Genomic DNA, 26,148 nt, shown 5'->3' with positions numbered 1-26,148 from the left:
CCTCCCGGGGCTCAGACCTCCAGGTCGACCCCGGCCGGGTCCGGCGCGGTGTCGTGGCCGCCCAGCGCCTGGGCGGTCTTGTCCGCCTTCTCCGGGACCACGAAGCGGTAGCCGACGTTGCGCACCGTCCCGATCAGCTGTTCGTGTTCGGGGCCGAGCTTGGCCCGCAGCCGCCGCACATGGACGTCCACGGTGCGGGTGCCGCCGAAGTAGTCGTAGCCCCAGACCTCCTGCAGCAGCTGGGCCCGGGTGAAGACCCGGCCCGGGTGCTGCGCGAGGTACTTGATCAGCTCGAACTCCTTGAAGGTCAGGTCCAGGACCCGGCCCTTGAGCTTGGCGCTGTAGGTCGCCTCGTCGACCGAGAGGTCGCCGTTGCGGATCTCCATCGGACTGTCGTCCTGGACGACCTGCGCCCGGCCCATGGCCAGCCGCAGCCGGGCCTCGACCTCGGCCGGACCGGCGGTGTCGAGCAGGACGTCGTCGATGCCCCAGTCGGCGGTGACGGCGGCCAGGCCGCCCTCGGTCACCACCAGCAGCACCGGCGCACCGGGGCCGGTGGAGCGGAGCAGCTGGCACAGGCTGCGGATGTGGGGCAGGTCCCGTCGGCCGTCGACCAGGATCACGTCGGCGCTGGGGGTGTCCACCAGGGCGGAGCCCTCAGCGGGCGCCACGCGCACGCTGTGCAGCAGCAGGCCGAGCGCGGGGAGGACTTCGGCGGAGGGCTGGAGGGCGTTGGTCAGCAGCAGCAGAGAACTCATACCCGGGTAGTCCCCTTTCCGGGCGACGGAGGGTTGGCAACTCCGAGACTCCCGGCGGGCACACCGCACTGTGCGCGCCACCGGCCTTGCAACGAGCGATCGATTCAGGCTTCTGAATGTCGGGTGTCCGAATGCACAAAAGGACCCGGGGGCGACTCTGCCCGGATCCCTTGGAGAAGGAGAATAGCCCACATGGACGCGAGCGCGAAGAGTCTGACCAGGAAAGAGGGGGGCGCGCAGCCGTGGGGAGCGCCTGCGGAGGCGTTGCTCACCACGGCGGACGGCGTGCGCCTGCACGCCTCCTACACCCCGCCGCAGCAGCCGGGGACCGGGCGGGTCGTGGTCCTCGCGCACGGCTTCACCGGCGCCGTCGAACGTCCGGCGGTGCTCCGCGCGGTGCGGCTGCTGTCGCGGCAGGCGGGCGTCGTCAGCTTCTCGTTCCGGGGGCACGGGCGCTCCGGCGGCCTGTCCACCGTCGGCGACCTGGAGGTGCTCGATGTCGAGGCGGCCGCCGACTGGGCGCGCACCCTCGGCTTCGACTCGGTGGCCACCCTGGGCTTCTCGCTGGGCGGCGCGGTCGTGCTGCGCCATGCCGCGCTGTACGAGGGCGTGTCGGCGGTCGCCACCGTCAGCGCCCCGGCCCGCTGGTACTACCGGGGGACGGTGCCGATGCGGCGGTTGCACTGGGTGGTGATGAAACCGCTGGGACGGGTGGTCGGCCGCCTCGGGCTGCGCACCCGGATCGACCCGCACGAGTGGCGGCAGGTCCCGCTGCCCCCGGTGGACGCGGCGGCGCGGCTGGCCGAGCGCGGCGTTCCGCTGCTGGTGGTGCACGGGGACAGCGATCCGTACTTCCCGCTGGACCATCCGCGCTCGCTGCAGGTCGCGGCCGGCCCGGACCGGGCCGAGCTGTGGATCGAACCCGGATTCGGACACGCCGAGAACGCCGCCGACGACGCTCTGATCGAACGTGTGGGCGACTGGCTGACCAGTGCGCGGTGACGGCACCCGGGTGGAAGGGACATGATGTTCCGATGCGAGCTTCCACCGAGGAGGATGAGATGGCCGGGACGACGGCATCCGCCTGCCCCGCCGACACCCCCGAATCCTCCGGGGCGACCAGTTCGGCAGGGACGGCACGGAGCGGCGTGATCCGCTACTGGGCCGCCGCCAAGGCCGAGGCCGGGACGGGCGAGGAGCCCTACCGGGCGGCGACCCTCCAGGAGGCCCTGGAGACGGCCCGGCAGCTCCACGCCGACCGGCCGGGCTTCGCCCGGGTCCTCGGGCTCTGCTCCTTCCTGGTCGACGGCGATCCGGTCGGCGCCCGCGACCACGCGTCGATCGCCCTGAGCGAGGGCGGCAGCGTCGAGGTCCTGCCCCCCTTCGCGGGCGGGTGACGGCGGCCATGTCCGAATACCCCAGCTATCCCGGGGACGGCTCTCCCCAGGCGCCCCAGCCCTCCGGCTCGGGCGCGCCGATCTACCCCGCCGGCTACTCGTCCGGCCCGGGCGGCGACGTCGAGGCCACGGCCTACCTGCCGCCGATCCCCGCGCTGCCCAGCGACCCGCTGAGCGGACCGCTGCCGTACGGCGCGCCGTATCCGGGCCAGTACGCGGCACAGCAGCCCCCGCCGCCGCAGGGCCAGCAGCACCAGGGCCAGCAGCACCAGGGCCGGCCGTCGTACCCGGCCCGGCCGTCGTACCCGGCCCAGCCGTCGTACCCGGCCCAGCAGCAGCCCTACCAGCAGCAGCCCGACCCGCGCGGGTACGCCGCCGACCAGGGCCAGCCGCCGCCGAACTCGCGCTTCGGACAGATCCACGAGAAGTACGCCACCGGTGAGGTGCACCTGCCTCCGCAGGCCCAGCTACCGCCGCAGGCCCAGCCGGCCTGGCCGGAGAACTGGGAGCAGCCGGAGCAGACCCCCGGCCGGCCGGCGCCCGCCGCCGCGCCGCCGATGGCCTGGCAGCCGCAGACCGCTGCGGCGCCGCCCGCACCGGGCTACCCGCCCGTGCAGGCGCCGCCCGCCGTGCAGGCGCCGCCCGCGCCCGTGCCCGACTCGACCTTCGCGCCGGCGGACACGGGCTGGTCGGACGCCCCGGTCGCGTACGCCGCGCCCACCTCGCTCCGGGAGACGTTCGCCTCCGCGCAGCCCACCGGTCCGGCGGGCGCCTTCGCCCAACCGTCGCTCGCCGGGCAGCCTCTCGTCGGGCAGCCGCGCCCGGCCGCGCACCCGGCCGGGCCGATGGCCGCGCCGTCGGCCCCGCCGCCGGCCCCGCCCGAGGTCCAGCCGCTGGCCGCCGCGCCGGGTGGCTCGCTGCGGGAGGCCTTCGCCTCCGCGCAGCCCACCGGGCCGCAGGCCTCGGCCTTCGCCGGGACCGCGCCGGTCTCCCCGCAGACGGCTCCCGCGCGTCCGCAGCCGGTGGTCCGGCAGGGCTCGCCGATCATCGACCCGGGTCTCCAGCCCGCGGCGGCGACGCTCGGTCTGGCCGTGCTGATCGCGGTGGTGGCGCTGCTCGGCCGGACCGCGATCGTGGTCCCGGTGCTGCTGCTGCAGGCGGTGACGGCCGCGGGCTGGTTCCGGCTGAACGGCATGTGGCCGGCCCGGCAGGGCATCGCGCTGGCCGGTCTCGGCGGGCTGACCGCCGACGCCGCCATGCTGGCGGCCTCCGGCGGCACCGCCCCGGCGGTGCTCGCGGGCACGGCCGGCGGGTTCTTCCTGCTGGTGCTGATCCTGCAGATCTTCAAGCCGAGCAATCCGGACGAGCGCTTCTACGCCCTGACCGTGTGCGCCTCGGCGACGCTGATGACGGTGCTGGCGGGCTGCTGGACGGCCGCGGTGACGATCGGTCACCACGGCTGGTCCACCGGTGCGGTGGTCCTCGTCGGCGCGCTGTCGGCCGGCGCGGCGACGCTGGTGTCGGCGCTGCCGATGCTGCGTCCGCCGGTGTCCTTCGCGGCCGGCGCGGTGGTGGCCCTGCTCTGCGGGGCGGTCCTGGGGCTGGCCGTCGGGATGGGCCCGCTCGGCGCGCTCCTCGGCCTGGGCGCCGGGGCGTGCGCGCTGGTCGGGCGCCGGGTGGCCGGCTACGACTTCCCGTCCCGCTTCGTCCACTTCACCGCCGGCATCGCCCTGCCGCTGACCTGCGCCGCCCCGGTGGTCTACCTACTGGGCCGACTGCTGGGCGGCTGAACGGCGCCGGCCGGGCCGGGCAACCACGGGTGCCCGGCCCGGCGTCTCCGCAGGTACGTACTTTCGAGGGGAATCCACAGATGCGTGCACTACGTCGGCTGATCATCGTGCTGGTGGTCCTGTTCGGACTCTTCGCCGCCGCCGACCGGATCGCGGTGTACGTCGCCGAGGGGCAGGCCGCGAGTGCGCTGCAGAACGCGCGCGGGCTGTCGCAGAAGCCGTCGGTCTCGATCGAGGGTTTCCCCTTCCTCACCCAGCTGCTGGGCGGCTCGCTCGACGAGGTGAAGATCCATGCCAATGAGCTGGCGGTGACCACGCCGAGCGGCACCGATGTCACCCTCCAGAACTTCAGCGCGGACCTGAAGGGCGTCCGGCTGGAGAGCGGCTTCAGCAAGGCGGTCGCCGACAACGCGACCGGGACCGCGACCATCTCCTACGCCGACATCTCCGCCGCGCTGCCCAAGGGCGTCACCGTCGCCTACGGCGGGGGCGACAAGGTGAAGGTGTCGGGCAGCGCCAGCCTCCCCGTCCTCGGTGAGCAGCAGGTCTCCGGGACGGCCTCGCTGAACGTCGTCGGCGGCGACCGCATCTCCCTGAGCGGCATCTCCGGGGTCACCGGTGTCGACCCGGCGCTGGCCGGGCTGGTGACGTCCCTCCTGGAGCCGCAGTTCCAGCTGAGCGGACTGCCGACCGGGCTGCAGCTGACGCAGATCACCGCCGAGCCGACCGGGGTGTCCGTGGGCGTGGCCGGCACCGGCGTGGTGCTGAACTCCTCGCAGTGACCCGGCCCGGACTGGGTAGGGCGACCAGACTGTGAGACCAGAGTGTCCATCCCCGTGAAAGCGATCGCTGCGGCCGTCCGGGGGACGGGACGGACGGGCGTGCGGGCCGCCGAGCTGGGCCGTTCGAGTGGACTCCGTATCAATATATGGAGCATTTGGTCTCAGTATCCAAGACATCGATGACAGCGGCCCTCGCGTTGCCTAGCATCGAGAGCATGAAGCGACAGGCAGATCTCACAAAGCGGCGGGCGGTAGACCTGTGCCGCGTGTCTGCCTGCCTCTGTCGAATGCGTTGACGGGCCCTGCTGCCCCCGCACGACCGCAGATCTCGAATCCCCGCGCGCTGTCTCAGCATCCGAGCCTCCCCTTGGGCAAGACCTACGCGCGGCACCCCTTCCGCAACTGCCCCGGATGGAGCTTTCCGCATGAGCCGCAGTGACGTACTCGTAAGCGCCGACTGGGTCCAGGACAACCTGGACACCCCGAACGTCGTCCTCGTCGAGGTCGACGAGGACACGGCCGCCTACGACAAGAACCACATCCGCAACGCGGTCCGGATCGACTGGAAGAAGGACCTCCAGGACCCGGTCCGTCGCGACTTCATCGACCAGGCCGGTTTCGAGGCGCTGCTCTCCGCCAAGGGCATTTCCAACGACGACACCGTGGTGCTCTACGGCGGCAACAACAACTGGTTCGCGTCGTACGCCTTCTGGTACTTCAAGCTCTACGGCCACGGCGACGTCCGGCTGCTCGACGGTGGCCGCAAGAAGTGGGAGCTCGACTCCCGCGACCTGGTCGACGGCGCCGAGGTCCCGAACCGTCCGGCCACCGACTACAAGGCCAAGGCCGTCGACAACACCATCCGCGCCTTCCGTGACGACGTCGTCGCCGCGATCGGCAACAAGAACCTGGTCGACGTCCGTTCGCCCGACGAGTTCTCCGGTCGGCTGCTGGCCCCCGCGCACCTCCCGCAGGAGCAGTCGCAGCGCCCCGGCCACGTGCCGAGCGCCCGCAACATCCCGTGGTCCAAGAACGCCAACGACGACGGCACCTTCAAGTCGGACGAGGAGCTCAAGGCCCTCTACGAGGCCGAGAACGTCGACCTGGCCAAGGACACCATCGCCTACTGCCGCATCGGCGAGCGCTCCGCGCTCACCTGGTTCGTGCTGCACCAGCTGCTCGGCCAGACCAACGTCAAGAACTACGACGGTTCCTGGACGGAGTACGGCAGCCTCGTGGGCGTGCCGATCGAGCTCGGCTCCAACTGAGTCCCGGCCCCACCCGAAGGCCAATCCGAAGGCCCCGAAGGAGAGAACGAACATGTGCGGTGCGAAGGCCGGCGGCCCCGATCTTGCAGGAGTTGACGTGGCGAGCGAGACGATCATCCAGGGTTCGGTGACCCGCGACGGCGAGCCCGTCAGCGGCTACGTTCGGCTGCTGGACGAGGGCGGCGAGTTCACGGCCGAGGTGCCGACCTCCGCGACCGGGCAGTTCCGCTTCTTCGCGGCCCCCGGCACCTGGACGCTGCGCGCCCTGGTCCCCGGTGCGACCGTGGACCGCGTGGTCGCGGCGACCCGCGGCGCGGTGGCCGAGGTGGCGATCGCGGTCTGACGACCGCAGCGTTCGACGACCGCAGCATTCGACGACCGCGGTGCCCGAGCTGTGCCCGCTGCCCCGTCCCGGAGTCCCGGGTCGGGGCAGCGGGGTTTCCACCGTCCGGACCGGCCCGGATCCGTCAGTAGACGAGCGCCTGGACGTCGTCCGCGACCACCTCGCTGACGAAGACCTGTGCGCCCGCGATCCGCACGCCCGGCAGCACGTCCTCCTGGCCGATCCCGCGCCGGGCCGCGCACTGGGTGCACAGGGTGACCTGTCCGCCCGCGAGCAGCCCGTCCAGCAGCTCCGGCAGCGGCGCCGCGTGCGGCAGCTCGAACTCCGCCGCCCGCCCCGGCAGGGCGAACCAGCTCGACTCGCCCGTCAGCCAGAGCGAGACCTCCACCCCGCTGGCGACGGCGACCGCCGCCACCGTGAACGCCTGGGAGCAGCGCTCCGGCGCGTCAGCCCCGGCAGTGACCTTGATGACCAGCTTCTTCGACATGGCCCAACCCTATGCAGCGGGCGTGTCGGGGCTCACCGCGAGCGCCGGTTCGCGGCACATTAGACTCAGGCTGCGCCCCCGTCCGCTGTGCGCCGCCCTTCACCGCAAGAGGAGCAGTCAGTAATGCTCGTGTACTCGTACGACGCCCTGCTGGGTGTCATGGCCGTGGTCATCATCTGGTTCGCCGTCTACTCCGTGATGAAGCTCTACCAGGGTCAGCGCTGACATGATCGAGATCCCCTCCGGCCTCCATCAGGACGTCGTCTCCCTCGCCTTCCTCCTGGGCACCTGGGAGGGCGCCGGCGTGTACGCCGCGCTGCCCGGCCAGGCGGTGTCCGGGGTGGAGAACTGCAACTTCGGCCAGGAGGTCGTCTTCCGGCACGACGGCCGTCCGTTCGTCGAGTTCCGCTCCCGCAGCTGGGTGCTGGACGCGGAGGGCAACAAGGTCAGCCCGCTGGAGAGCGAGGCCGGCTTCTGGCGGGTCACCAGCAACCAGCACGGCACCAGTGGCGCCCGCGAGATCGAGGTCTCCCTGGTCCGCGACGACGGCACGGTGGAGATCTGGTACGGCGAGCTGGCCGACGGCAAGCCGCAGATCGAGCTGGTGACGGACGCGGTGGCCCGGATCGAGGGCGCCGCTCCGTACAGCGGCGGCAAGCGGCTCTACGGGCTGGTCAACGGCGAGCTGATGTGGGTCGGCGAGAAGTCCGCCCCCGAGGTGGCGCTGCGCCCGTACATGTCGGGGCAGCTGAAGAAGGTCCTCAACCCGGCCAAGCTGGTCGAGGACCTGGCCGACCTGCCGGACGACGGCATCGCCTTCTTCAAGTAACCGGCTCCACGCAACCGGCGCGCCCGGCAGACCGGTGCACGCAGGTGCACGCTTTCCTTCTGGCGACGTCCCGTACCCCCCTAGACTCGGGGTACGGGACGTCGTCGTACAGAGGGGCACCGGAGTGAGCGGTATCGACTGGCAGAGCGACCTGCGGGCGCGCGGCTACCGGCTCACGCCGCAGCGCCAACTGGTGCTGCAGGCCGTGGACACCCTGGAGCACGCCACCCCGGACGACATCCTCACCGAGGTCCGCCGCACCGCGAGCGGGGTCAACATCTCCACGGTCTACCGGACGCTGGACCTGTTGGAGGAGCTGGACCTGGTGTCCCACGCCCACCTCGGCCACGGCGCCCCGACCTACCACCTGGCCGAACGCGACCAGCACCTGCACCTGGTCTGTCGGGACTGCGAGCAGGTCACCGAGTCGGATCTGTCGATCGCCGCCCCGTTCGTGGAATCCCTGCGGGCCGCCCACGGTTTCCAGACGGATATGAAGCACTTCGCCATCTTCGGGCTCTGCGCCGACTGCAGCAGCTCGACCTCCAGCCGTAAGGAAAACCCGTGACCTCCAGCCCGCTGCTCTCCCTGCCGCGCGCCGTCGCCGGGGACGGCGTGGACGCGCCCGTGGCCGCGCACTACGGCGAGCTCTTCCGCGAGCAGCGCGAACTCGCGGCCGGGCGCGGCTTCGTCGACCTGTCCCACCGGGGCGTGGTCACCGTCAGCGGTCCCGACCGGCTGAGCTGGCTGCACCTGCTGCTGACCCAGCACGTCAGCGCGCTGCCGCCGCAGCAGGCGACCGAGGCGCTGATCCTCTCCCCGCACGGCCACATCGAGCACGCGCTCTACCTGGTCGACGACGGCAGCACCACCTGGGCGCACGTCGAACCGGGCACCCAGGGCGAGCTGGTCGCCTACCTGGAGAAGATGAGGTTCTTCAACCAGGTGGAGATCGTCGACGCCACCGACGCCTTTGCGGTGGTGCACCTGCCGGCCGGCAACGCCGCCGACGCCGGCGCCGCCGCGGCCGTCCGCGAGCTCCCGTACGGACGCGACCTCTTCCTGCCCCGGGCCGCGCTCGGGTCCGCACCCGAGGCCTACGGGCCGCCCGCCGGGCTGTGGGCCTACGAGGCACTGCGGATCGAGGGCCACCGCCCGCGCCTGGGCTTCGAGACCGACCACCGGACCATCCCGCACGAGCTGGGCTGGCTGGAGACCGCCGTCCACCTGCAGAAGGGCTGCTACCGGGGACAGGAGACGGTGGCCCGGGTGCACAACCTCGGCCGCCCGCCGCGCCGACTGGTCTTCCTGCACCTGGACGGCAGCATGGAGGTGCTGCCCGAGCACGGGGCCGAGGTCAGGGTCGCCACCGACGGGCCCGAGGGCCGCGCGGTGGGCTTCGTGACCTCGGCGGCACGCCACCACGAGCTGGGGCCGGTCGCGCTGGCGCTGGTCAAGCGCAACACGGCGGTGGACGCACCGCTGCTGGCGGGCACGGTCCCGGCGACCCAGGACGTCATCGTCCCGCAGTGAGGCCGCGGGGGTGCGGCCTCAGACCCCCGCTGCCCTCAGCGCTCCGCTGCCCTCAGAGCTCCGGCTGCTCTCAGAACTCCAGCAGCATGGTGCACGGGCCGTCGTTGACCAGCGACACCTGCATGTCGGCGCCGAAGCGGCCGGTCTCCACGGTCGCGCCCAGCGCCCGCAGCTGCGCCACGACCTCGTCCACCAGCGGTTCGGCGACGGGGCCGGGCGCGGCGGCGTTCCAGGTGGGACGGCGGCCCTTGCGGGCGTCGCCGTAGAGGGTGAACTGGCTGATCACCAGCAGCGGGGCGTCCAGGTCGGAGCAGGACTTCTCGCCGGCCTGGCCGAAGCCCTTGGAGAAGATCCGCAGCGACCACAGCTTGCGGGCCAGCAGCGCGGCCTGCTCGGGCGTGTCCTCGTGGGTGACGCCGACCAGGACGCAGAGCCCGGGGCCCGTTATCCCGCCGACCACCTCGCCGTCGACGGTCACCTTCGCCTCGGTCACTACCTGAGCCACAGCACGCATGCGGCCATTGTGCCAAGGGGCCGCGCCGTCAATGCGCCCTGGGGCGTGAACTGCGGACCCCGCGCCCCGCGGACACCACCTCGACCCGCGCTGTCCTGGGCATATGCGTCAGTCGTATGAGCCACCCGGAATCGCCAGGGGGCCGATCGGGTGCAGCTTGCCTGCGGAGGAGCACCTACGAGTGGCACGATGCCAAGCATGGCGGGTGACACGTACGAACGGCAGGGTGACGGTGCAGTGTTGACGGACATGGGCCTGGAGGAGCTGCGGCTGCTGCGTCGTCAGGCCCAGGACGACGAGGCCGACCTCTCCTACCTGCGCCGGCTGATCCAGGGTCGGGTCGACATCCTGCGGGCGGAGCTGATGCGCCGCAGCGGCGAGGAGGTGCTGCCCGACACCCTGCTGCAGCAGCTCCCCGGGATCCTCGCGGACATCCCCTCCCAGGTCCGCAGCTCGGCCCGGCACGTGACGCTGCGGACCCCGCGCAGCGAGGAGTTCCAGGCCCTGGCCGACGAACTGATGGACGACATCGCCTTCGCCGACCCGGAGTCCCAGTCCGACGCGGCCCTGCGCGGGGCCTGCATCCGGCTGACCGCGCACGAGCGGACGGTGTCGCAGCGCCGTCACGGACTGCAGCGGACGGTGGACCAGTGCAGCACCGAGATCACCCGCAGGTACCGTGAGGGTGAAGCGCACGTCGAAGATCTGCTTTTCGGAGGCTGATCCACCATGTCCACCACCACGCCCCCGGCGTCCGCCGCTCCCGGCGAGCCCGCCGTCCTCGCCGAGGTCGTCCGCTCCGGCTTCGTTGAGGGGCGCCATCGGGGCTCCCTGGTGGTGCTGGCTGCCGACGGCTCGGTGGAGCTCGCCCTCGGCAACCCCGACCTCCCGGTCTTCCCCCGGTCCAGCAACAAGCCCATGCAGGCCACCGCGATCCTGCGGACCGGCCTGGAGCTGGACGGTGAGCTGCTGGCGCTGGCCGCCGCCAGCCACTCGGCAGAAACGTTCCACCTGGCGGGCGTCCGCCGGATCCTGGCCGACGCCGGGCTGGGCGTGGAGGCGCTGCAGACTCCCCCCTCCTACCCGCTGGACGAGGCCGAGCAGGAGTCCTGGATCCGCGCCGGCGGCCACCAGGAGCCGATCCTGATGGACTGTTCCGGCAAGCACGCGGCGATGCTCGCGACCTGCGTCGCCAACGGCTGGCCCACCGCGAGCTACCTCGACCTGGAGCACCCGGTCCAGCAGCAGGTCCTCGCCTCGGTGCAGCAGCTCAGCGGCGAGGAGGTGACCGCGATCGGCACCGACGGCTGCGGCGCGCCGCTGATGGCGCTCAGCCTGGTCGGCCTGGCCCGCGCCTTCCGCGCGCTGCTGCTCGCCGACCCCGGCAGCCCGGAGCGCCGGGTCGCGGACGCCATGCGGGCCCACCCGGAGTACGTGGCCGGCACCCGGCGGATCGACACCTGGCTGATGCGCGGCGTCCCGGGCGCGCTGGCCAAGATGGGCGCGGAGGCGGTGCAGGCGGTGGCCCTGCCGGACGGCCGGGCCCTGGCCTTCAAGATCGAGGACGGCGGCTACCGGGCGGTCGGCCCGGTGCTGGCCGCGCTGCTGCGCCGACTGGGCGTCGTCGGCGGGGGCGATGTGCTGAGCCGCATCGGCTCCGCCCCGCTGTACGGCGGCGGCCGACCGGTCGGCGAGATCCGCGCCACGCTCTGACGGAGGCGCGCGCTCGGATCAGGCCGTCGCGTCCGGGCCGGAGCCGGACGCGCCGGAGCCTGAGGTGCTGGAGCCGTTCGCGTCGGCCCCGTTCGCGCTGGGGCTGGACGCGCCGGTCAGCCGGGCGAAGGCGTCCAGGTTGCGGGTGGACTCGCCGCGCTTGGTGCGCCACTCCCACTCGCGCTTGATCGCCGAGGCGAAGCCCAGCTCCAGCAGGGTGTTGAAGGGCTCGTCGGCGTTGGTCAGCACCGTTCCCAGCAGCCGGTCGACCTCGGCCGGGGTGACCGCCGCCAGCGGCAGCCGGCCGACCAGGTAGACGTCGCCGAGCCGGTCGACCGCGTAGGCCAGCCCGTACACCCGGGTGTTGCGCTCCAGCAGCCAGCGGTAGAACGCCTCGTGGTTCTCGTCCGGGCGGCGCACCACGAAGGCGTTGACGCTCAGGGTGTGCTCGCCGACCCGCAGCGAGCAGGTCGTGGACAGCTTGCGGGTGCCCGGCAGGGTCGCCACGAAGGTGTGGCTGTCGCCGGACGGCTGCTCCCAGGCGACGCCGGAGTCGTCCAGCGCGGCGCGCAGGACCTCCAGGGCGGTGGTGCGCGGGTCGGCGGTGGTGCCGGGGCGGGGGGTGCCGGTGCTCTCCATGGCCCCGACGTTACCGTCAGCGCTCGGCGCCCACGCGGATCGACCGGGCGTAGACGTCGGCGGTGGCCGCTGCGGCTCCGGCCCAGCCGAAGTCGCGGGCGTGGACGGCGGCCGCGGCGCCCATCCGGGCGGCGAGCGCGGGATCGTCGACCAGTCGGCGCAGGGTCGTCGCCCAGTCGCGCGGATCGTGGCCGTTTACCAGGAATCCGGTCTCCCCGTCGCGCACCGCGACCGGCAGGCCGCCGACGGCCGCCGCGACCACGGGGGTGCCGCAGGCCTGCGCCTCCAGCGCCACCAGCCCGAAGGACTCGCTGTGCGAGGGCATGACCAGGGCCGTTGCGGCCCGGTACCAGTCGGCGAGCTCGGCCTGCCCGACCGGCGGCTGGAACCGGACCACGTCGCAGACGCCGAGCTGGGCGGCGAGCTTGTGCAGGCTCTCGGGCCGGGCGAGGCCGCTGCCGCTGGGGCCGCCGACGATCGGGACGACCAGCCGCTCGCGCAGCGAGGGGTCGCGGTCGAGCAGTTCGGCCACCGCGTGCAGGAGCACGTCCGGGGCCTTGAGGGGCTGTATGCGTCCGGCGAACAGCAGCACGGTCGCGTCCAGCGGCAGTCCGAGCCGGGCCCGGATGCGACGGCGGGCCTCGTCCTCGGCCTCGGGGCGGGGCCGGGTCGGATGGCTGAGGGCGTCCCCGACGGCACCGGTCGGTGACGCCGTCGCGGGGCGGAAGACGTCGAGGTTCACCCCGGGGTGGACGACCGCGAGCTGGTCGGGCCGGGCGTCGTAGTGCCGGACCAGCTGGTCGGCCTCCTCGACGGTGTTGGCGATCAACCGGTCGGACGCGGCGACGACCTGGGTCTCGCCGATGATCCTGGCGGCCGGCTCGGCGGTGTCGCCGACGGCGAGCGAGGCGTTCTTGACCTTGGCCATGGTGTGCATGGTGTGGACCAGCGGCACGCCCCAGCGCTCCGCGGCCAGCCAGCCGACCTGGCCGGACAGCCAGTAGTGGGAGTGGACCAGGTCGTAGTGGCCCGGCCGCTGGCCGGCCTCGGCCCGCAGCACGCCGTGGGTGAAGGCGCAGAGCTGGGCCGGCAGGTCCTCCTTGAGCAGCCCCTCGAACGGCCCGGCGGTGACGTGCCGGACCAGTACGCCCGGAGCGAGCTCCACGGTGGGCGGCAGGTCGGAGGAGGTGGTGCGGGTGAACACCTCGACCTCGATGCCGAGGTCGGCGAGGCGCCGGGAGAGTTCCACGATGTACACGTTCATCCCGCCCGCGTCGCCGGTTCCCGGCTGGTGCAGGGGGGAGGTGTGCACGCTGAGCATGGCGATGCGGGATGGCTGCTGGGGCACCGCTCGTCCTCACTAACGGGGTTGGGAACGCTGTCCGGGCCCGGCCCTTGCCCGGCGGCGCTGCCGGGGTCGTGTCGAACCTCTGCCGTGGTCCTGCCGCCGGTCCTGCCGGACTGATGCCGCGGCACGACCCTTCAACCCATCTGCAACAGGCGTCGGCGCCGGTCAATTCCCACTCCGGTCCATGACCTGGTAGGACCCGCCCTGACCTGCATCGATGCCGGACCGCGTAGGCTGCCGACCGTGCTCGACAGCAACAGCGGCGGCGCCCGCTCCCGCAACCGCTCGGCCCGTCCGGGCCGCCCCGTGGGCGCGGTGACCCGTGGCACCACCAACCCCAACCGATTGCGGCGGATGGACCGCTGGATCGCCGCGGAACTGGCCCCGGCGCTGCGTCGGGCCGTGGCCGCGCCGGTCGCGGTGGACCTCGGCTACGGGGCCGCACCGTGGACGGCGGTGGAACTGCACCAGCGACTGGCGGCGGTGCGCGCAGACGTCCGGGTGGTCGGCATCGAGATCGAGCCGGAGCGGGTCGCGGTCGCCCAGCGCCATGCCCGCCCGCCCGGACTCAGCTTCCGCCGGGGCGGCTTCGAGGTGCCGCTGGACGGGGCCGACGCCGGTGCGGGCGCGCTGCTGATCCGGGCCGCGAACGTGCTGCGCCAGTACGACGAGGGGCAGGTGGCGGACGCCTGGGCGCTGCTGTGCAGTCGGCTGGCGCCGGGCGGCCTGCTGGTCGAGGGCACCTGCGACGAGATCGGCCGCCGCCAGGTGTGGGTGGCGCTGGACCGTTCGGGTCCGCGCACGGTGACCTTCGCGGCCCGGCTGGGCGGCCTGGCCCGGCCCTCGGAGCTGGCGGAACGGCTGCCCAAGGCGCTGATCCACCGCAATGTCCCGGGCGAGCCGGTGCAGGCCTTCCTGCGCGACCTCGACCGCGCCTGGGCCGCCGCCGCCCCCTACGCGGACTTCGGCGCCCGGCAGCGCTGGATCGCGGCGGCGCGGACGGTCGCCGCGGACTGGCCGGTGCTGGGCGGTCCCGGCCGTTGGCGGCTGGGGGAGTTGACGGTGCGTTGGGACGCGGTTGCACCCTCGAACTTCACTCGAACGAGTTATCGAATCTGATGGTGCTTTGACGCCCCTTCAGTCCACCATTGACCCATGGCCCGCCCCCTCGCCCAGCTCGTCCCACGCCTCTCGGAACGCCGCGTACGTCACCGCGTCGAACAGCACGAACCGCACCTCGACCAGCCCGCCCTGCCCGGCCGCTCCGCCCCGCCCGGCCGCTCCGCCCCGCTCCGCCAGTACCGCGCGCAGCGCGATCCGCGCCGCGTCGTGCGGCGGCCAGCCGTAGATCCCGGTGGACACGGCCGGCAGGGCCACCGTCCGGGCGCCCAGCTCCCGGGCGGTCCGCAGCGATTCGCGATAGCAGGAGGCGAGCAGGGCGGCCCGGCCGGGATCGCCCGCGGCGTGGACCGGGCCGACGGTGTGGATCACCCAGCGCGCCGGGAGCCGTCCGGCGGTCGTGGCCACCGCCTGCCCGGTGGCCAGCCCCCGGCCGTAGTGGCCGGCCCGCAGCGCCCGGCAGTCGGCGAGGATCTCCGGTCCGCCCCGGCGGTGGATCGCCCCGTCCACCCCTCCACCGCCCAGCAGCGAGGAGTTGGCGGCATTCACCACCGCGTCCACCTGCTGCTCGGTGATGTCACCCTGAACAAAAGTGATCTCCATCACGTACTCCTCCCGACGGGACGCACGCTATCGGTCCGGGTGCCGCGCCCGCACCGGGATTTGTGCCGCGCTCCCGGATCCTTCCCAGGTCATGACCGATCCGCCCGATCACCCCGTTGGAGTCACGTGCCGTGCGGAGGGGTTGTGGAGATCACGTTAGGGTCACGGGAAAGCCCCAGGAACATGGTGTCGGATGGGCACTGCAACCGTCGCCCGTCCGTTGCACAGCCGGGGAGAGGGAGGTACCGCTGATGCCCGCCACCGAGAGCGCGCACGAGCAGCAGTCGAGCGCGCCCAGCAGTATGCCGATACCGCGCCCGCGAGTCTCCCGTGCCCCCGCCAAGGCTTCGGTCCCGGTCGAGCCGGCCGCCGTGGCCCACTTCGTCACGCCCTTCCCGGGTTCCACCGGTGCGCTCCAGGTCCTCCTCATCGACGAGGACCCCGAGTACGCCGAGACCGTCCGCAACCTGCTCGCCGAGGTCGGCACCGACGTCCGGATCCGCTCGGCGCAGAGCCTGGACCAGGCCGAGGCGCTGCTCACCCCGGACACCGCCTGCATCCTGCTCGACCTGGAACTCCCGGACGGCGGCGGCGGGCTTGACGGGCTGCGGCGGCTGCTGCGCCGGGCCCCGCGCACCGCCGTGCTGGCCGTCACCGGCACCGCCGACGTCTTCCTCGGCGCGGCGGCGGTCGCCGCAGGCGCCCAGGACTTCCTGGTCAAGCAGGAGATGGACGGACGGCTGCTCACCCGCGCGGTCCGCTACGCCGTCGAACGCAAGCGTGCGGACGAGTCCCAGCGCCGACTGGTCGAGGCCGAGCTGCGCGGCCAGGAGAACGCCCGGCTGCAGCGGCACCTGCTGCCCACCCCGCTGCTCGATGGCTCCGGGCTGACCTTCCACGCCCGCTACCGGCCCGGCCGCCGCCGCGCGCTGCTCGGCGGCGACTTCTACGACGCCGTCCGCACCGGCGACGGCACGGTCCACGTGGTCATCGGCGACGTCTGCGGCCACGGCCCGGACGAGGCCGCGCTCGGCGTCGCGCTGCGGATCGCCTGGCGCACCCTGGTCTTCGCCGGCCTCACCGGCGAGGCCCTGCTCGGCACGCTCCAGCGGGTGCTGGAGCACGAGCGCCGCAGCGAGGAGATCTTCGCCACCCTGTGCATGCTCGCCATCGAGCCGGACGGGGAGCACGCCGAGCTCCACCTCGCCGGGCACCCGGCGCCGCTGCTGCTCCGCGAGTTCCGCCACCCGGAGCTGCTGCCCTACGACAACGGCGGCCCGGCCCTGGGCCTGCTGCCGCTGCTCGGCCCGGCCGAGACCGAGCAGTGGCCGCCGCACAAGGTCCGGCTGGGCGAGGAGTGGAGCCTGATGCTCTACACCGACGGGCTGATCGAGGGCCGGATAGGGGCGGGCACCCGGCGGCTCGGGCAGGAGGGCCTGATCGGCATGGTCGCCGACCACCAGCAGAGCGGGCTGCGCGACGAGTTGCTGATCGACACGGCCATGTCCGAGGTCGAGGACCTGAACGGCGGCGCGCTGGCCGACGACGTCGCCGTGCTCCTGCTCAGCCGCCCGCCGTCGTCGGTGCCGTCGACCGTGCTCCCGACGCCGTAGCGGCAGGGCCGGCGCGGGGGACCGCCGGCTACCAGGGTCCGTACGGGCCCATGTGGTTGCGGTCGCCCTGCTTGCCCTTGCCCTTGCGCGCCGGGGTGATCGCCCGGATCCGCGGGCGGACGTCGACCATGTAGACGATCGCCGCGACCAGCCCGGCCAGCGCCAGCATGGTGCTGAGCAGGCCGAGCGGAATCAGCGACACCGCCACGGCCAGCCCGAGGATGATCAGCCAGAACGGCTTGGTCTGCTTGTCCGCGGCGACGAAGGCGTCCGCGCGCCGGAAGATGACGTCCACGAAGGTGAAAGCCTCGAAGAGCAGTACAGCGATCATGAGCCAGGAAACGACGTTGCTGAAACCGTCGACCAGGATGCCGCTGACGGCCAGTTGCTGGTACATCGTCTCTCCCTCGGCCCATAACCACGGACGTGTGTCAGGGGCATCGTCCCATGCAGGCGCTTTCCTGTAGCGGAAACGCCTGGGACGCGCCGGGTGTGCCCGACGCGTCCCCCTGCTGCGTGCTTCAGGCCTTCGGCGTGCTCTTGCGGGTGGTCGTGCGCTTGGCGGCCGGCTTCGGCGCGGCCTCGGCCTGGGGCGCGGCGGCGGGCTCGTCGGCCGCCGGCTCGTCCGCCGTGTCGAGGTCGGCCTCGATCCGGTCGACCTCGGCCGCGAAGGCGTCGGCCTTCGACTCGGCCCTGGCCCCGGCGTCGAGCTCGGCGACCTGCTCGGCGCCTTCCTTGCGCTGGCGGTCCACGACCACCTTGCCGCGCTCGGCCAGCTCGTCGTACACCTCGCGGGCCTTCACGGCGAGCTCGGCGGCGCGGCCGACCGACTGCAGCGCCAGACCCTGGGCCTTCTCCTGCAGCGACTTGAGGTCGGTCGGCAGGGTGCTGACGCTCTCGGCCACCTTGGCCTGGGCCTCGGTCAGCCGGGCGCCGGCCTCGTGCAGCCGGGCGGTGGCCTTCTCCTGCGCGCCCTTGCGGTCGGCCGCGATGGCCGCCGCCCGCTCGGGCACCTCGCGGAGCTTCTCGACGGCGAGATCGCCGACGCCCGCGAGGGCGTAGAACGGAGTCGGGTCCGAGAGCGTCTTGCGCAGGTCATCGGTGATGGGCATGGGAGTTCCTCCCCTTAGTCGGAGTCAACCTGAGTCGTGCTGCTGTCACTGGTCCCGCGTTCCTGCCCCTGCTCCGGCGAGAGCCTCGTGCCCTCGTTCTCCTTGAGGAAGGAGTCGTAGACCGCGAGCAGCACCTGCTTCTGCCGCTCGTTGATGAGCGAGTCCGCGAAGATCGCCGCCCGGAGTTCCAGGCCGGCCTCCTCGCGCTCGTCGAGAATCCCCGCCTGCACGTAGAGCGTCTCCGCCGAGATCCGCAGCGCCTTGGCGATCTGCTGCAGGATCTCCGCACTGGGCTTGCGCAACCCGCGCTCGATCTGGCTGAGGTACGGGTTGGACACACCTGCGGCATCGGCGAGCTGACGCAGCGAGTACTGCGCGTGCCGCCGCTGCTCCCGGATGTACTCGCCGAGGGAGCCGACGTTCAGTGAGGCCATGCCCCCACTCTGCACCTGCGGTGCTAACAATTGCAAGCACGTTGCTTGCAACTGTGGCGTGTCGTGCCGGGCCCGGTGGGCCCCGGCGTTCGCGGGTCAGGCCGAGCGCTGCCGGATCAGCACCTCGACGCCGTCCAGGATGCGGTCGAGGCCGAAGGTGAACTCGCCTTCCAGGGCGTCGTCGTCCGAGAGCGCGCCGGCGGTGATCGCCGCGTGGACGTTGGGCAGCCGCTGCGGGTCGATCAGCAGTGCCAGGGTCGCGCCGTAGGAGTCGAGCGCCTCCTGCACGGTCGCGCCGGCGGCCACGGCCGCGGCGATGCCGGCGCCCATGTCGGCCGCGAGCTTGGCGTCGTTCCGGACGTAGCCGCTGATCAGCAGGATGACCGAGAGCTTCTCCTGTTCGGCGAGGCCGGTGCCGCGCAGCGAGACCAGTCCGTCCTCCAGCCAGTACATCTGGTTGGGCGTCATCGGCGGCCCGGAGACCGGGATGGAGAGTGCCCACGGGTTGGCGTGGAGCCGGGCCCGGGCGGAGGTCGCCCAGCGGGCGAGCCCGGCCCGCCATCCCTCGGCGGCGCCGTCGACCACCGCCGGGGGCGGGACCGGCCGGCCGTAGGCGGCGTCGACCATCAGCGCCAGCAGCTCGTCCTTGGTGGCGAAGTAGCGGTAGAGCGACATCGGCGAGGAGCCGAGCTCCTTGGCCACCCGTCCGATGGAGACGGCCGGCAGGCCCTCCTCGGCGGCGACCCGGACGGCGGCTTCGACGATCCGTTCGAGGCTCAGGGTGCGCTTGGGGCCCTTGGTCGGTCGCTCGCGCAGGCCCCAGGCCGCCGCGAGGCTGGCCGGCAGTGCGGGCGCCGCAGGTGGGGTCGCCGCAGGTGGGGTCGGCGCGCTCTGCTCGCTCACGGTGGCCGCCTCTCGCTCCGGCCGGGACCTCCGCCCGGTCCTACTGCGTAGAGGCTACACAGTGGCTGCCCGAGGGGCACTTGAACATGTTCAAAAACGAGTCTAGAGTCCTGTTCGACGCAGAAACTGAACGCGTTCAAAACTCTCCACGAGGAGTGGAAGCATGGACCTCACGGTCGTCACCTACGTCATCTACCTGGCGTTGAGCATCGGGCTCACGGTCTGGGTGGCCCGCACCCTCAGCCGCAGCGGAAACGTCTTCCTGGCCGACGTCTTCAAGGGCAACGAAAGGCTCGCGGACTCGGTCAGCCACCTGCTGGTGGTCGGCTTCTACCTGGTGAACCTGGGCTTCGTCAGCCTCTGGCTGCGCAGCGGCGACAGCCACGTCGACAGCGTCCGGACGATCTTCACCGCGCTGTCCACCAAGGTCGGCACGGTGCTCCTGGTCCTCGGCGTCCTGCACCTGTGCAACGTCTTCGTGCTCAACCGGATCCGTCGGCGCGGGCTGATGGACGGCGAGCAGCGCCCGCCGGTCCAGCCGCGCGGCCTCACGCCGATGGCGCCGCCGCTCCCGCAGGGCTGAGGCGGGGGGCGACCGTGTCGGGTCGATTGTCGGAGGGGGAGGCCATGATTCTGGAAGAGGGTTCGACCGACGGCGCGATCAGGTCACTGACCGTGCTGTACGACGCCGCCTGCCCGCTCTGCCGCCATGTCCGCGGCTGGTTGGAACGGCAGTGGCAGCTCGTTCCGCTGGAGTTCGTCGCAGCCGGATCCGAGCGGGCAGAACAGCGCTACCCGGGGCTCGACCATGCCCGAACGCTTCGTGAGATCACCGTCATCAGCGACGGCGGTGAGGTGTACGAGGCAGCCGAGGCCTGGGTGGTGTGCCTGTGGGCACTCAAGCGCCACCGGGCGATGTCCCACCGGCTCAGCACTCCGGCCGGGGCCCGGTTCGCCCGGAGCGCGGTGCTGGCCGCCGCGAAGTGGCGGGAGGCTTCGAAGGGCGCGAGCGCTGCCCCTCGGGGAACGAAGGCGTCCGTCCGACCGACTGCACAGGGGACAGCCGGTCGGACGTCGCCCTCCACCCTGTCGGGGCCGTGGACCTGGAACGGCCGGGCCTGGACGCCGACCGGCGCTCCGCAGCCGTCGGCGCCGGCGGACGCGCCCTGCGGCGAGCACTGTGCTGCGCCGCCCGGATAGCCTCAGTGACGTGAACGACGCCGAGCCGACCGAGCACTCCGGTACCCACGCACCCGAACCCGCGCCGAAGGGCTCGCGGCGGGGGCCGAAGGACAAGCCCGTCGGCCCCGGGAGCCCGTCGCCGGAGCCGCTCAGCTCCGGCGACGGGCAGCCGCCTGCGGTGGCAGCGCCCCACGAGCCCTCGGCGAAGACCGCCAAGAGCGAGCAGACCCGGGCGCTGATCCTGGAGACCGCGATGCGGCTCTTCCAGGAGCGCGGCTACGACAAGACCACCATGCGGGCCATCGCCGCCGAGGCGGGCGTCTCCGTCGGGAACGCCTACTACTACTTCGACGGCAAAGAGTTCCTCATCCAGGGGTTCTACGACCGGATGACGCACGAGCACGCGGTCGACGCGCGGGCGCGGATGGCGGGGCGGACCGACTTCGCCGAGCGGTTGCAGATCGCGCTGGAGTCCTGGGTGGACTGCGCCGCCGACTACCACGAGTTCGCGGCCCAGTTCTTCCGTACGGCGGCCGACCCGAACAGTGCGCTCAGCCCGTTCTCCAACGAGTCGCACCCGGCCCGGGCCACGGCGGTGCAGATCTTCCGCGAGGTCCTGGACGGCTCCAACCTCGGTCCCAAGCTCGATCCGGAGCTGGAGGAACTGCTCCCGGACCTGCTCTGGCTGCACCTGATGGTGGTCGTCCTGTACTGGGTCTTCGACCGCACCGAGGACACCGAGCGCACCCGCGCCTTCGTCAAGCGCTGCGCCCCCTTCGTCGCCAAGATCGTCGCCCTCTCCCGCTACCGCGTCTTCCGCCCCCTGGTCCGCGACGCGGTGGACATGATCAAGGACTTCGTCCTGCCCACCATCGGCAAGACCGCTACCGGCAGGACCGGCGCGGGGGAGACCGCGGCCGGCACCGCCGGCGGCACCGCCCCGGCCGCACCCGCCGGGAAGCGCAGGCGCCGCAGCTGAGCCCCTAGCGGGACGCTGCCGACGCCCGAGCCGGACTCAAGAGGGTGCTCACATCCTGAGCCCCACACCGGACGGGTCGGCGATGGAGGTCGGGGGATGGGCGGTCTGCGCAGGGCGGGAGGGCTCGTCGTGTGGTTGTTGCGGCCGGTCGGGCGGTCGCTGATCACCATGGGCGCGCTGTACGTCGGCGCGGAGGCCCTGGCCCAGCTGCCGACCGGTTCGGGCCTGCCGCCGGGACACCCCGAGCGGCTGTGCCCCGATCTGCCGCTGACCCTGCTGGAGCTCCAGTTGGAACTGGAGCTGGCACAGCTGATGGAGCTGGAGCGGGTGATGGGGCGGCGCGCCCGCCCCTGGAACCGCGACACCGAGTGACGGGGCGCGGCCGGAATCCCGCGACGCGCACGGCCGGTGCCGACGCACGAAGCCGATGAGGAGTGACGGAGGAACAGATGATCGACCAACAAGTCCACCGGGCGCAGCCGCGGAACCCACAACCCTCGAACGGCCGCCCCCGGGATGCGCTGACCTGGAGTGCCCAGCCGCCGAACGCACAGCCGCCGAGCGCGGCAGGAGCCCGTTGGGTGGAGGAGGCCGACGAGGCCGATGCCGAACCCCATATCTGCCGCGGTACCGACTGATCGGACGAATCCCCCGCAGCCGCACCCATATCCGGTGAGCTGCGGGCGGATGTCCGATTCGCGGAACCAATGATCGGTCAGGACCCTTGACAGTCAATTGGTCTAGTCCAAATACTGTCCCGCGAAGTGGTCGCGCCGGGACGGATGTCGCACTGGATGTCGCGCAGGCCCTGCTTCCCCGCATCTTCTCGCCTGCTTCTCACCCCATCCGTGCTTCGTACTCTCTGGGAGTCCCGATGAACCGATCCGGATCCGCTCGTGCCGTGCTGACCGGCCTGACCACGGCGGCCGTCGCCGCCGGCATGGTGATGCTCGGGAGCGGTGGCGCGCAGGCCGCGGTGCAGCACCAGGCATCCGGTGCGAACCGCCCGATGCCCTCGCGCGTCGTCGCCCCGTACTACGAGTCGTGGATGGCCGGCAGCCCTGCCGCGACCGCCGCGCAGTCCGGCAACAAGTACCTGACGATGGCCTTCCTGCAGACGGCGGCGCCCGGTTCCTGTACCGCGTACTGGAACGGCGACACCACCACGCCGATCGCCTCGTCCAGCTTCGGTTCGGACATCGCCGCGATCCAGGCCGCCGGCGGGAACGTCATCCCCTCCTTCGGCGGTTACGGCGCGGACACCACCAACACCGACATCGCGGACAGCTGCACCAACGTCAAGGCGATCGCGGCGGTCTACGAGAGCCTGGTCACCACCTACCACGTGACCCGGATCGACCTCGACATCGAGGCCGACTCGCTGTCCAACACCGCCGGGATCGACCGCCGCAACAAGGCGGTCGCGCTGGCCGAGCACTGGGCCCAGAAGACCGGCCACAGCCTGCAGTTCTCCTACACCATGCCGACCACCTTCAACGGCCTGCTCGCCAACACCCTTGCGGTGCTGCAGAACGCCATCGCCAACCACGCCCATGTCGGCGTCGTCAACGTGATGACCTTCGACTACTACGACGGCGCCTACGTCCACGACATGGCGGCCGACTCGATCAGCGCGGCGAACGCGGTCCACACCCAGCTCTCCGCGCTCTACCCGGACAAGGGCTCGGCCGGTGTCTGGGGCATGATCGGCGTCACCGAGATGCCGGGCATCGACGACTACGGCGCGGACGAGACCTTCACCACCGCCAACGCGGCGACGGTGGAGAAGTGGGCCGCCTCGAAGAAGATCAACACGCTCTCCTTCTGGGCGCTCCAGCGGGACAACGGCGGCTGCGTCGGCACCGGCGGGGCCGGTGACTGCTCGGGTGTCGCGCAGAACACCTGGCAGTTCAGCCACGCCTTCGAGCCCTTCGGCGTCATCGACAACTGGGGCCACAAGTAGGTCCCACGGTCAGCGGACTCCAGTGAGCGTCGGCCGGGCTGCCCAAGCAGCCCGGCCGACGGCGCATCAGAAGCCGTCCGGGCACCAGGGGCGGAAGTCGGTGTGCAGCAGCGAGCCGAGACGGGCGACGCCGCCGGGGCGGAGCTCGTCGATCAGCCCGGCCGCGTGCAGGCGGGCGGGGGAGTCGCTGCTCAGGTAGAGCGTGCCGAGAGCGCTCGCGTCCAGCGCCACGTCCGCCGGCTCGCCCGCATGGCCGACGCGGACGCACTGTCCGGTCCCGTCCGCCGCCGCCTCGACGGCGAAGCGCCCGTCGACATGGCCGAGTCGGTCGGTGACCTGGAGCACGACCCGGCCGGGGGCGGCGTAGGTGCGGGCGGAGAAGGCCTTGGGAGCGTCCAGGACGCGCAGCCACATGAAGTCGTTGCTGCTGTCGCCGCCGTCCACGCAGGCCCGGGGGTCGTCCAGGAGCAGCGGCAGCGGGTCGTCCGGGGCGATGTTCTCGATCCGGACCCGGTCGATCCAGTCGACGCTCAGCGCATAGCGCCAGAGCGCGGCCGAGGCGGCGCGGTCGACGGCGATGTGGTCGGTGACCTTGAGCTCGCACTTGGTGACCATGTTCGGCCACTCGTCGACGACCTTGTAGGTGAGCAGCCCGGCGGGGCGGCCGAACCGGTCGCGGTGGAGCACGATCAGCGGCTCCTTCCAGTCGGACCCGGGGCCCTTCAGGTCACCGGTCCGCAGCCGCCAGTTGACGGGGCGTCGGTTGATCGCGCCGGGCTGGGTGAGGCGGAAGCGGTCGTGCAGCTCGGGCCCGTACTTGCGCCACTCCTCGACGGTGAGCAGTTCGAAGCTGCCCTCCTCGGCCTCGGCCGGCACGCGGACACTGCCCGCGCGGAGCTTGTCGATCAGGTAGCCCCGGTGCGCGGTGGACGGGCCGAAGCCGTAGCGGCCGTAGATCCGGTACTCGGCGGCGATGAGGATGGCGAGGCTGTCGCCGCGCTCCACGGCGGTGGCGAGGTCCTGGGTCATCATCCGGGTGAGCAGGCCGCGCCGGCGGTGGGTGGCGGCGACGGTGACGTTGGTGACGGCGTCGCTGGTCAGCGTCGCGCCGCCGGGGACCGTGAGCTCCCGTGCCATGCTGCGGAAGGTGCCGACACAGCGCCCCCGGTCGTAGGCGCCCAGGGTGCGACCCGGATCGAACTGGGCACTGCGGAACTCCGGCGCGCCGTCGCCCTTGGCCTCCATGAAGCCGCTGCTGACCGCCCGCCCCCAGTCGGCGAGTTCCGCCTCCTGGACCGTCCTGATCTCGATGCCGTCGCTGGATCCGCTGGGTGTCGTCACTGTCGCCATAGACGCACCCTACGAGGGTGTGCCGAGGGTGGCACCTGGATTTTTCTTGATCGAGTCGGGCTCCGGGGAGGCCGGTGCGGGCACCGCCGCGGGCACCGCCGCGGGCACCGGCTCGGCCGGCCGCTGCGGGGCGGCCCCGGCCGCCTCCGGGATCCGGCCGCGCAGCAGCCGTACGTATCCGGCGGCGGTGAGCACGCCGAGCACGGTGCAGCTCAGCCAGACCGCGTCGCCGCCGGAGGCGGTGATCAGGAAGCCGGCCGTCATCGGGGCCAGGAAGGAGGCGCCGGACCAGGCCAGCGAGTACGCGCCCTGGTACCGGCCGCGGGAGTGGATCGGGGAGAGCTCCGCGACCAGGGCCGAGTTGGCCGGGACGGCGAGCATTTCGCCGGCGGTCCAGATGCTGACCGTGAAGGCGTAGAACCAGACGGATCCGGCGAACGCCGCCAGCCCGAAGCCGCAGCCGGTGAGCAGCGCGGCGGCGGTCAGCATGGCGGTGCGGTTGCGCCCCTTGGCGAAGCGGGTCACCGGGATCTGCAGCAGCACGATGAGCACGCCGTTGAGGCTGACGACCAGTCCGTAGTCGGCGGCGGAGTAGCCCTCGCGGCCCATGGTGATCGGCAGTGCGACCAGGCCCTGGTAGTTGATGAAGGCCAGCAGGAAGGTGAGGCCGACGAGGGCCATGAAGACCCGGTTGCGCAGCACCGAGCCGATGCCGGGCCGGTCGTGGGACGCGGCGGCGGACTTCTTCCCGCTCCCGCCGGTCTCCCCGGACTTCTCCGTCCCCCCGGACTTCTCCGTCCCCCCGGACGAAGCGGTCCCGGGCCGCAGCTCCGGCCGGGTCTCCGGGACGCGGGCGAAGACCACCAGCGCGCAGAGCAGCGTGGTGGCGGAGTCGCCGACGAAGAGCAGCAGGTAGCCGTGGGCCGCGATCAGACCGGCCACCGCCGCCGAGAAGGCCGCGCCCATGTTGAAGGCCCAGTAGTTGAGCGAGTAGGCCCGCACCCGGTCCTCGGCCGGGACCAGGTCCGCCATGATCGCGGACACGGCCGGGCGGGAGGCGTTGGCGGCGAAGCCCAGCAGCGCGGCGGTGACCGCGATCGCCCACGGCGGGTGGACGAATCCCAGCACCATGGTTCCGGCGGCGGCGCTCGACTGGGACACCAGCAGCGTCGGGCGCCGGCCGATCCGGTCCGCGAGCACCCCGCCGGCGACGGAGGCGACGCTGCCGCCCAGTCCGTAGAGCGAGGCGACCAGGCCGGCGAAGGCCGGGGACAGGCCCCGGTCCACCGTCAGGTACAACGCCAGGAAGGTGACCACGAAGCCGCCGAGCCGGTTCACCAACGTGCTCGTCCAGAGCCACCAGAAGGTCGACGGCAGCCCGCCGACGGTCTCCCGCGCCGTTGCCCGAAGCCAGGAAGGGGAAGCCGGCCGAGGCGCGGGCGATTGGGGCACGTGGTTCTCCCTGAGCGGCAGATGCGGCAGATGTAAG

General features: G+C 72.4%; 31 protein-coding genes. 19 read left to right on the top strand and 12 right to left on the bottom strand.

From position 1 onward, the window contains the following. Positions 1-11: 11 nt before the first annotated feature. Positions 12-758, bottom strand: coding sequence for a response regulator transcription factor (locus BS75_RS19435; RefSeq protein WP_042437586.1), 747 nt, complete (start codon positions 756-758; stop codon positions 12-14). Between the two features lie 192 nt (positions 759-950). Between BS75_RS19435 and BS75_RS19430 the strand changes: the two genes are divergently transcribed. From BS75_RS19430 to BS75_RS19405, 7 genes are all read left to right on the top strand, one after another. Then, a complete protein-coding gene (locus tag BS75_RS19430; RefSeq protein ID WP_081982447.1) occupies positions 951-1,760 on the top strand; it encodes an alpha/beta hydrolase in 810 nt (269 codons plus the stop codon). Positions 1,761-1,909: 149 nt separating this feature from the next. Beyond that, positions 1,910-2,155, top strand: a complete 246-nt coding sequence (locus BS75_RS19425) for a MoaD/ThiS family protein (RefSeq protein WP_231608148.1) — start codon at positions 1,910-1,912, stop codon at positions 2,153-2,155. A gap of 8 nt (positions 2,156-2,163) precedes the next feature. Next, complete coding sequence (locus BS75_RS44515) at positions 2,164-3,945, top strand: hypothetical protein (RefSeq protein ID WP_052069546.1); 1,782 nt, start codon at positions 2,164-2,166, stop codon at positions 3,943-3,945. Positions 3,946-4,025: 80 nt separating this feature from the next. Continuing rightward, positions 4,026-4,727, top strand: a complete 702-nt coding sequence (locus tag BS75_RS19415) for an LmeA family phospholipid-binding protein (RefSeq protein WP_034089160.1) — start codon at positions 4,026-4,028, stop codon at positions 4,725-4,727. Between the two features lie 146 nt (positions 4,728-4,873). Continuing rightward, positions 4,874-5,023 carry a putative leader peptide gene (locus BS75_RS52240; protein ID WP_156164270.1) on the top strand — a complete coding sequence of 50 codons (150 nt, stop codon included), beginning with the start codon at positions 4,874-4,876 and terminating at the stop codon, positions 5,021-5,023. A gap of 129 nt (positions 5,024-5,152) precedes the next feature. Next, positions 5,153-5,995, top strand: coding sequence for a sulfurtransferase (locus BS75_RS19410; protein ID WP_034089159.1), 843 nt, complete (start codon positions 5,153-5,155; stop codon positions 5,993-5,995). A gap of 52 nt (positions 5,996-6,047) precedes the next feature. Next, entirely contained in the window at positions 6,048-6,338 is a 291-nt protein-coding gene (locus BS75_RS19405; RefSeq protein ID WP_034089158.1) for a DUF1416 domain-containing protein, read from the top strand. 124 nt (positions 6,339-6,462) lie between these two features. On the opposite strand, the gene BS75_RS19400 is transcribed toward BS75_RS19405, so the two are convergent. After that, entirely contained in the window at positions 6,463-6,825 is a 363-nt protein-coding gene (locus BS75_RS19400) for a DsrE family protein (RefSeq protein WP_034089157.1), read from the bottom strand. Positions 6,826-7,051: 226 nt separating this feature from the next. Between BS75_RS19400 and BS75_RS19395 the strand changes: the two genes are divergently transcribed. The 3 genes from BS75_RS19395 to ygfZ all read left to right on the top strand — a co-directional run bounded on the left by BS75_RS19395 (position 7,052) and on the right by ygfZ (position 9,187). Then, positions 7,052-7,654, top strand: coding sequence for an FABP family protein (locus BS75_RS19395; protein ID WP_034089156.1), 603 nt, complete (start codon positions 7,052-7,054; stop codon positions 7,652-7,654). A gap of 124 nt (positions 7,655-7,778) precedes the next feature. After that, the gene (locus BS75_RS19390) at positions 7,779-8,222 is read left to right on the top strand and encodes a Fur family transcriptional regulator (protein ID WP_034089155.1); all 444 of its coding nucleotides are present in this window, start codon (positions 7,779-7,781) and stop codon (positions 8,220-8,222) included. Further along, entirely contained in the window at positions 8,219-9,187 is a 969-nt protein-coding gene (gene ygfZ / locus BS75_RS19385; protein WP_034089154.1) for a CAF17-like 4Fe-4S cluster assembly/insertion protein YgfZ, read from the top strand. The genes BS75_RS19390 and ygfZ overlap by 4 nt, the downstream gene beginning before the upstream one ends. A 70-nt stretch (positions 9,188-9,257) precedes the next feature. On the opposite strand, the gene dtd is transcribed toward ygfZ, so the two are convergent. Further along, entirely contained in the window at positions 9,258-9,701 is a 444-nt protein-coding gene (gene dtd / locus BS75_RS19380; RefSeq protein ID WP_034089153.1) for a D-aminoacyl-tRNA deacylase, read from the bottom strand. Positions 9,702-9,899: 198 nt separating this feature from the next. Between dtd and BS75_RS19375 the strand changes: the two genes are divergently transcribed. Together BS75_RS19375 and BS75_RS19370 are read left to right on the top strand one after the other, a co-directional pair. Further along, complete coding sequence (locus BS75_RS19375) at positions 9,900-10,424, top strand: RsiG family protein (protein ID WP_052069545.1); 525 nt, start codon at positions 9,900-9,902, stop codon at positions 10,422-10,424. Between the two features lie 6 nt (positions 10,425-10,430). Beyond that, positions 10,431-11,414, top strand: a complete 984-nt coding sequence (locus tag BS75_RS19370) for an asparaginase (protein ID WP_034089151.1) — start codon at positions 10,431-10,433, stop codon at positions 11,412-11,414. An 18-nt stretch (positions 11,415-11,432) separates the two neighbouring features. Here BS75_RS19370 and BS75_RS19365 read toward each other — a convergent pair whose 3' ends face one another. Then, the gene (locus BS75_RS19365; RefSeq protein WP_081982444.1) at positions 11,433-12,053 is read right to left on the bottom strand and encodes a type III secretion system chaperone family protein; all 621 of its coding nucleotides are present in this window, start codon (positions 12,051-12,053) and stop codon (positions 11,433-11,435) included. A gap of 16 nt (positions 12,054-12,069) precedes the next feature. Further along, positions 12,070-13,374 (bottom strand): glycosyltransferase, encoded by a 1,305-nt coding sequence (locus BS75_RS19360; protein WP_081982443.1) that lies wholly within the window; start codon positions 13,372-13,374, stop codon positions 12,070-12,072. 270 nt (positions 13,375-13,644) lie between these two features. On the opposite strand from BS75_RS19360, the gene BS75_RS19355 reads away from it, so the two are divergent. Beyond that, positions 13,645-14,520, top strand: coding sequence for a methyltransferase domain-containing protein (locus tag BS75_RS19355; RefSeq protein WP_042437590.1), 876 nt, complete (start codon positions 13,645-13,647; stop codon positions 14,518-14,520). 18 nt (positions 14,521-14,538) lie between these two features. Here the strand turns inward: BS75_RS19355 and BS75_RS19350 are convergent, their stop codons facing one another. Next, the gene (locus BS75_RS19350) at positions 14,539-15,123 is read right to left on the bottom strand and encodes an O-acetyl-ADP-ribose deacetylase (RefSeq protein WP_034089149.1); all 585 of its coding nucleotides are present in this window, start codon (positions 15,121-15,123) and stop codon (positions 14,539-14,541) included. A gap of 251 nt (positions 15,124-15,374) precedes the next feature. Here BS75_RS19350 and BS75_RS19345 point away from each other — a divergent pair, with 251 nt between their 5' ends. Then, on the top strand, positions 15,375-16,736 hold the full coding sequence (locus BS75_RS19345; protein WP_042437591.1) for a PP2C family protein-serine/threonine phosphatase: 1,362 nt from the start codon (positions 15,375-15,377) through the stop codon (positions 16,734-16,736). A 28-nt stretch (positions 16,737-16,764) separates the two neighbouring features. Here the strand turns inward: BS75_RS19345 and BS75_RS19340 are convergent, their stop codons facing one another. The 4 genes from BS75_RS19340 to BS75_RS19325 form a co-directional block, all read right to left on the bottom strand. After that, positions 16,765-17,133 carry a DUF2516 family protein gene (locus BS75_RS19340; protein WP_174515048.1) on the bottom strand — a complete coding sequence of 123 codons (369 nt, stop codon included), beginning with the start codon at positions 17,131-17,133 and terminating at the stop codon, positions 16,765-16,767. Positions 17,134-17,257: 124 nt separating this feature from the next. Next, positions 17,258-17,848, bottom strand: coding sequence for a hypothetical protein (locus tag BS75_RS19335; RefSeq protein WP_034089148.1), 591 nt, complete (start codon positions 17,846-17,848; stop codon positions 17,258-17,260). A 14-nt stretch (positions 17,849-17,862) separates the two neighbouring features. Further along, complete coding sequence (locus BS75_RS19330) at positions 17,863-18,282, bottom strand: helix-turn-helix domain-containing protein (protein WP_034089147.1); 420 nt, start codon at positions 18,280-18,282, stop codon at positions 17,863-17,865. Positions 18,283-18,378: 96 nt separating this feature from the next. Further along, positions 18,379-19,185 (bottom strand): TetR/AcrR family transcriptional regulator, encoded by an 807-nt coding sequence (locus BS75_RS19325; protein WP_042437592.1) that lies wholly within the window; start codon positions 19,183-19,185, stop codon positions 18,379-18,381. A gap of 163 nt (positions 19,186-19,348) precedes the next feature. On the opposite strand from BS75_RS19325, the gene BS75_RS19320 reads away from it, so the two are divergent. The 5 genes from BS75_RS19320 (at position 19,349) to BS75_RS19300 (ending at position 23,309) form a co-directional block, all read left to right on the top strand. Next, complete coding sequence (locus BS75_RS19320; RefSeq protein WP_034089146.1) at positions 19,349-19,768, top strand: hypothetical protein; 420 nt, start codon at positions 19,349-19,351, stop codon at positions 19,766-19,768. 44 nt (positions 19,769-19,812) lie between these two features. Further along, entirely contained in the window at positions 19,813-20,385 is a 573-nt protein-coding gene (locus BS75_RS45610) for a thiol-disulfide oxidoreductase DCC family protein (RefSeq protein WP_063771466.1), read from the top strand. 10 nt (positions 20,386-20,395) lie between these two features. Continuing rightward, complete coding sequence (locus BS75_RS19310; RefSeq protein WP_231607831.1) at positions 20,396-21,346, top strand: TetR/AcrR family transcriptional regulator; 951 nt, start codon at positions 20,396-20,398, stop codon at positions 21,344-21,346. A 129-nt stretch (positions 21,347-21,475) separates the two neighbouring features. Next, on the top strand, positions 21,476-21,718 hold the full coding sequence (locus tag BS75_RS19305; protein WP_152645781.1) for a DUF6059 family protein: 243 nt from the start codon (positions 21,476-21,478) through the stop codon (positions 21,716-21,718). A 502-nt stretch (positions 21,719-22,220) separates the two neighbouring features. Next, positions 22,221-23,309 carry a chitinase gene (locus BS75_RS19300; RefSeq protein ID WP_034089144.1) on the top strand — a complete coding sequence of 363 codons (1,089 nt, stop codon included), beginning with the start codon at positions 22,221-22,223 and terminating at the stop codon, positions 23,307-23,309. Between the two features lie 66 nt (positions 23,310-23,375). On the opposite strand, the gene BS75_RS19295 is transcribed toward BS75_RS19300, so the two are convergent. Both BS75_RS19295 and BS75_RS19290 read right to left on the bottom strand, forming a co-directional pair. Then, positions 23,376-24,659: a GNAT family N-acetyltransferase gene (locus tag BS75_RS19295; protein ID WP_042437593.1), complete on the bottom strand. Its 1,284-nt coding sequence runs from the start codon at positions 24,657-24,659 to the stop codon at positions 23,376-23,378. A 9-nt stretch (positions 24,660-24,668) separates the two neighbouring features. After that, a complete protein-coding gene (locus BS75_RS19290) occupies positions 24,669-26,111 on the bottom strand; it encodes an MDR family MFS transporter (RefSeq protein WP_042437595.1) in 1,443 nt (480 codons plus the stop codon). Between the last annotated feature and the right edge of the window lie 37 nt (positions 26,112-26,148).

Source organism: Streptacidiphilus albus JL83, assembly GCF_000744705.1.
GTDB classification, from domain to species: domain Bacteria; phylum Actinomycetota; class Actinomycetes; order Streptomycetales; family Streptomycetaceae; genus Streptacidiphilus; species Streptacidiphilus albus.
Note: the sequence above shows the minus strand (reverse complement) of the source record. Positions and strands in the feature narration are given on the sequence as shown.

Excerpts from the sequence above, each read along its gene's own strand:
- BS75_RS19300 (WP_034089144.1), top strand. The coding sequence starts at position 22,221 with ATGAACCGATCCGGATCCGCTCGTGCCGTGCTGACCGGCCTGACCACG.
- BS75_RS19400 (WP_034089157.1), bottom strand. The coding sequence starts at position 6,825 with ATGTCGAAGAAGCTGGTCATCAAGGTCACTGCCGGGGCTGACGCGCCG.
- BS75_RS19295 (WP_042437593.1), bottom strand. The coding sequence starts at position 24,659 with ATGGCGACAGTGACGACACCCAGCGGATCCAGCGACGGCATCGAGATC.
- BS75_RS19375 (WP_052069545.1), top strand. The coding sequence starts at position 9,900 with ATGGCGGGTGACACGTACGAACGGCAGGGTGACGGTGCAGTGTTGACG.
- BS75_RS19345 (WP_042437591.1), top strand. The coding sequence starts at position 15,375 with ATGCCCGCCACCGAGAGCGCGCACGAGCAGCAGTCGAGCGCGCCCAGC.
- BS75_RS19365 (WP_081982444.1), bottom strand. The coding sequence starts at position 12,053 with ATGGAGAGCACCGGCACCCCCCGCCCCGGCACCACCGCCGACCCGCGC.
- BS75_RS19405 (WP_034089158.1), top strand. The coding sequence starts at position 6,048 with ATGTGCGGTGCGAAGGCCGGCGGCCCCGATCTTGCAGGAGTTGACGTG.
- BS75_RS19415 (WP_034089160.1), top strand. The coding sequence starts at position 4,026 with ATGCGTGCACTACGTCGGCTGATCATCGTGCTGGTGGTCCTGTTCGGA.
- BS75_RS19320 (WP_034089146.1), top strand. The coding sequence starts at position 19,349 with ATGGACCTCACGGTCGTCACCTACGTCATCTACCTGGCGTTGAGCATC.
- BS75_RS19435 (WP_042437586.1), bottom strand. The coding sequence starts at position 758 with ATGAGTTCTCTGCTGCTGCTGACCAACGCCCTCCAGCCCTCCGCCGAA.
- BS75_RS19340 (WP_174515048.1), bottom strand. The coding sequence starts at position 17,133 with ATGTACCAGCAACTGGCCGTCAGCGGCATCCTGGTCGACGGTTTCAGC.
- dtd (WP_034089153.1), bottom strand. The coding sequence starts at position 9,701 with ATGCGTGCTGTGGCTCAGGTAGTGACCGAGGCGAAGGTGACCGTCGAC.
- BS75_RS19395 (WP_034089156.1), top strand. The coding sequence starts at position 7,052 with ATGATCGAGATCCCCTCCGGCCTCCATCAGGACGTCGTCTCCCTCGCC.
- BS75_RS19410 (WP_034089159.1), top strand. The coding sequence starts at position 5,153 with ATGAGCCGCAGTGACGTACTCGTAAGCGCCGACTGGGTCCAGGACAAC.
- BS75_RS44515 (WP_052069546.1), top strand. The coding sequence starts at position 2,164 with ATGTCCGAATACCCCAGCTATCCCGGGGACGGCTCTCCCCAGGCGCCC.
- BS75_RS52240 (WP_156164270.1), top strand. The coding sequence starts at position 4,874 with ATGGAGCATTTGGTCTCAGTATCCAAGACATCGATGACAGCGGCCCTC.
- BS75_RS19330 (WP_034089147.1), bottom strand. The coding sequence starts at position 18,282 with ATGGCCTCACTGAACGTCGGCTCCCTCGGCGAGTACATCCGGGAGCAG.
- BS75_RS19335 (WP_034089148.1), bottom strand. The coding sequence starts at position 17,848 with ATGCCCATCACCGATGACCTGCGCAAGACGCTCTCGGACCCGACTCCG.
- BS75_RS45610 (WP_063771466.1), top strand. The coding sequence starts at position 19,813 with ATGATTCTGGAAGAGGGTTCGACCGACGGCGCGATCAGGTCACTGACC.
- BS75_RS19360 (WP_081982443.1), bottom strand. The coding sequence starts at position 13,374 with ATGCTCAGCGTGCACACCTCCCCCCTGCACCAGCCGGGAACCGGCGAC.
- BS75_RS19370 (WP_034089151.1), top strand. The coding sequence starts at position 10,431 with ATGTCCACCACCACGCCCCCGGCGTCCGCCGCTCCCGGCGAGCCCGCC.
- BS75_RS19430 (WP_081982447.1), top strand. The coding sequence starts at position 951 with ATGGACGCGAGCGCGAAGAGTCTGACCAGGAAAGAGGGGGGCGCGCAG.
- BS75_RS19350 (WP_034089149.1), bottom strand. The coding sequence starts at position 15,123 with ATGGAGATCACTTTTGTTCAGGGTGACATCACCGAGCAGCAGGTGGAC.